2 protein-coding genes are annotated in these 4,164 nt (G+C 73.1%); both read left to right on the plus strand.

Features of this window, described 5'->3' with window-relative positions; genetic code table 11:
- Window positions 1-3,102, plus strand: a 3,102-nt coding sequence (locus tag IH13_RS0132985; RefSeq protein ID WP_063837523.1) for an AAA family ATPase, incomplete at its 5' end; no start/stop codon positions are given.
- Window positions 3,103-3,334: 232 nt separating this feature from the next.
- Window positions 3,335-4,164: MFS transporter (locus tag IH13_RS0132990; RefSeq protein ID WP_031090273.1), on the plus strand; the 830-nt coding region annotated here is incomplete at its 3' end.

Below are 4,164 nucleotides of genomic sequence, written 5' to 3' on the forward strand. Positions count from 1 at the left end.
AGAGATGTGTATAAGAGACAGATCCAGGCCGACCTGCGCGACGCCCGGCTGCGGCTGCTCGCCGACGACCTGGTGCGGATGCGGGAGGCGCTGCGCGGCGAGATCGCCGACGAGGCGGCCCTGAAGCGGCGCAGGGAGGCGGCGGAGGCGGACCTCAAGGCGGCGCTCGCCCGGGAGGCGGGCCTGGAGGACGAGGTGCGGCGGCTGGCGCCACGGCTCCAGCGGGCCCAGCAGACCTGGTACGACCTCTCCCAGCTCGCCGAACGCGTACGGGGCACGATCTCGCTCGCCGACGCCCGGGTGAAGAGCGCGACCGCGGCGCCCGAGGAGGAGAGGCGCGGACGCGACCCGGAGGACATGGAGCGCGAGGCGGCCCGGATCCGTGAGCAGGAGGCCGAGCTGGAAGCGGCTCTTGAGGCCGCCGAACACGCCCTGGACGACACCACCGCGCACCGTTCGGAGCTCGAACGCGAACTGGCCGCCGAGGAGCGCCGGCTCCGGGACGCCGCACGCGCCATCGCCGACCGGCGCGAGGGCCTGGCCAGGCTGACCGGCCAGGTCAACGCGGCCCGCAGCCGCGCCGGTTCCGCACAGTCGGAGATCGACCGGCTGGCCGCCTCACGGGACGAGGCACGGCAACGGGCGGTCGCGGCCCAGGAGGAGTACGAGACGCTCAAGGCCGAGGTCGAGGGGCTGGACGCCGAGGACCTGGCACTGGCGGAGCGCCACGAGGCCGCCGAACGGCGGCTCGCCGAGGCCGAGTCGGCGCTCGGTGACGCCCGGGAGGCGCTGACCGAGGCCGAGCGCAGGCGTGCGGCCCTGGCGGCCCGGCACGAGGCGCTCTCCCTGGGCCTGCGGCGCAAGGACGGCACCGGGACCCTGCTCGGCGCGCGCGACCGGCTGTCGGGACTGCTCGGCCCGGCGGCGGAACTGATCACCGTGGCCCCGGGGTACGCGGTCGCGGTGGCCGCGGCGATGGGGGCGGCGGCCGACGCGGTCGCGGTGAGCGACACGGCCACGGCGGCGGAGGCGATCCGGCTGCTGCGCGAGCAGGACGCGGGGCGTGCGGCGCTGCTGCCGGGCGGCGGACAGGTGCCGGCGCAGGCGGCACAGGCCGGGCAGGGAGCACCGGGCGCCCCGACACAGGAGCGGCCCGGTGCGCCGGTCGCCTCGGGCCAGGTACCGGGGCAGACGTCCGGCGCCCGGGAGACCGCCCCGGAGCCCGCCGGAGCGCAGACGCCCGCCATGACGGCACCGCCGCCCGCCGACGGGGAACCGGCCGCGCCCGCCGTCGCCGCCCTGGTGCAGGGGCCCGCCGGACTGGTGGCCGCCGTACGCCGGCTGGTGCGCGACATGGTCGTCGTCAAGACCCTGGAGGACGCGGAGGAGCTGGTCGCCGCTCACCCCGGTCTGACCGCCGTGACCGCCGAAGGCGATGTCCTCGGGGCCCATTTCGCGTACGGCGGGTCCGCCGGGGCGCCCAGCCTCCTGGAGGTGCAGGCCTCCGTGGACGAGGCCGCCGCGGAACTGGCCGGGCTGGACGTACGGTGCGAGGAGCTCGCCGATGAGCAGCGGCGCGCCGCCGGACGGCGTGCCGAGAGCGCCGCCCGTGCCGGGGAGCTGGGGGAGCGGCGCAGGAGCGCCGAACGGGAGAAGTCCCAGGTCGCCCAGCAGCTCGGACGGCTGGCCGGGCAGGCCAGGGGCGCGACCGGTGAGGCCGAGCGGATGACGGCCTCCGCCGCCCGCGCCCAGGAGGCCCTGGAACACGCCACCGAGGAGGCCGAGGGGCTCGCGGCACGGCTGCTGGCCGCCCAGGAGGCACCGGTCGAGGAGGAACCGGACACCTCCGTGCGCGACCGGCTCGCCGCCGACGGGGCCAACGCGCGCCAGACGGAGATGGAGGCCCGTCTCCAGGTCCGTACCCACGAGGAGCGGGTCAAGGCGCTGGCCGGACGCGCCGACGCCCTCGACCGGGCGGCCCGGACCGAGCGCGAGGCCCGCGCCCGGGCCGAGCGTCGCCGGGCCCGGCTGCGCCACGAGGCCGAGGTGGCCGCCGCCGTGGCGTCCGGCGCCCGGCAACTGCTCGCCCACGTCGAGGTGTCCGTCGTGCGGGCCGGTCAGGAGCGGGCGTCGGCCGAGGCGGCGAAGGCCGGGCGTGAGGCGGAGCTGGCGGCCGAGCGCGGCCGGGGCCGGGACCTGAAGAGCGAGCTCGACCGGCTCACCGACTCGGTGCACCGCGGTGAGGTGCTCGGGGCCGAGAAGCGGCTGCGTGTGGAGCAGCTGGAGGCGAGGGCGCTGGAGGAGTTCGGGGTGGAGCCGGCGGGACTGGTCTCCGAGTACGGCCCCGACCAGCCGGTGCCGCCGTCGCCCGCCGCCGAGGGGGAGGAAGCGCCTTCGGACCCGGAGCATCCGCGCAACCGGCCGAAGCCGTTCGTCCGGGACGAGCAGGAGAAGCGGCTGAGGGCGGCCGAACGGGCGTACCAGCAACTCGGGAAGGTGAATCCGCTCGCCCTGGAGGAGTTCTCGGCGCTGGAGGAACGGCACCAGTTCCTCTCCGAACAGCTCGAAGACCTGAAGAAGACGCGGGCCGATCTGATGCAGGTGGTCAAGGAGGTCGACGAGCGGGTCGAGCAGGTGTTCACGGAGGCGTTCCGGGACACCGCGCGTGAGTTCGAGGGCGTCTTCGCCCGGCTCTTCCCGGGCGGGGAGGGCCGTCTCGTCCTGACCGACCCCGACCACATGCTGACCACCGGACTGGATGTCGAGGCCCGTCCCCCGGGCAAGAAGGTCAAGCGGCTCTCGCTGCTCTCGGGCGGCGAGAGATCCCTTACGGCCGTTGCCCTGCTGGTCTCCATCTTCAAGGCCAGGCCCAGCCCGTTCTACGTGATGGACGAGGTCGAGGCGGCGCTCGACGACACCAATCTGCAGCGGCTGATCCGGATCATGGAGGAGCTCCAGGAGAGCTCCCAGCTGATCGTGATCACGCACCAGAAGCGGACGATGGAGGTCGCCGACGCGCTCTACGGCGTATCGATGCAGGGCGACGGGGTGTCCAAGGTGATCAGCCAACGGCTGCGCCGCCCCCTGGGTTCGGCCGTTTGAGGCCCCTCACGCATCCTTCACGCAATCTCCAAGGTTTCAACGCGAATTCTGGGCACTCCCGGGTACTCGTCTGTCCCGACCCGGGACAACCCCGGCTCTTGACTTCGGAACTTGAACGCATAACCTCTGCAATGTTGTTTTTACCTTCAAGTGGTGGTCGGGTAAGAGTTGTGCGCCACTGGGAGGGTTCACCCCCCACGCCTGACGGTGCGGCCAGGCAACAGGAGTTCATGTGACCAGCGCAGCGCACGGACCGGAGTCCGGGGCCCGAGCGGCCCACCCGGACCATCTCGGGCATGTCATCTTCATCACGGCGGCCGCGGCGATGGGCGGCTTCCTCTTCGGCTACGACAGCTCCGTGATCAACGGTGCCGTCGAGGCCATCAGGGACCGCTACGAGATCGGGTCCGGGACGCTGGCCCAGGTCATCGCCGTCGCCCTGATCGGCTGTGCGATCGGCGCGGCCACGGCGGGGCGCATCGCCGACCGGATCGGCCGCATCCGCTGCATGCAGATCGCCTCGGTGCTCTTCACCATCAGCGCCGTCGGATCCGCTCTGCCGTTCGCCCTCTGGGACCTCGCCATGTGGCGGATCATCGGCGGCTTCGCGATCGGTATGGCCTCGGTCATCGGTCCGGCCTACATCGCCGAGGTGTCGCCGCCCGCCTACCGGGGCCGGCTCGGCTCCTTCCAGCAGGCGGCCATCGTCGTCGGTATCGCCATCTCGCAGCTGGTCAACTACGGCATCCTGCAGATCGCGGACGGCGACCAGCGCGGCAAGATCGCCGGCTTCGAGGCCTGGCAGTGGATGCTCGGCGTGATGGTCGTCCCCGCGATCCTCTACGGGCTGCTCTCCTTCGCCATCCCCGAGTCGCCGCGTTTCCTGATCTCGGTCGGCAAGCGGGACCGGGCGCGCAAGATCCTCGAAGAGGTCGAGGGCGGGAACGTCGACCTCGACGCCCGGGTGAACGAGATCGAGACGGCCATGCGCCGTGAGCACAAGTCGAAGTTCAGCGACCTGCTGGGCAGCCGCTTCGGCTTCCTGCCGATCGTCTGGGGCGG

The sequence above is a fragment of the Streptomyces sp. NRRL WC-3549 genome, from assembly GCF_000721935.1.
Classification (GTDB): Bacteria; Actinomycetota; Actinomycetes; order Streptomycetales; family Streptomycetaceae; genus Streptomyces.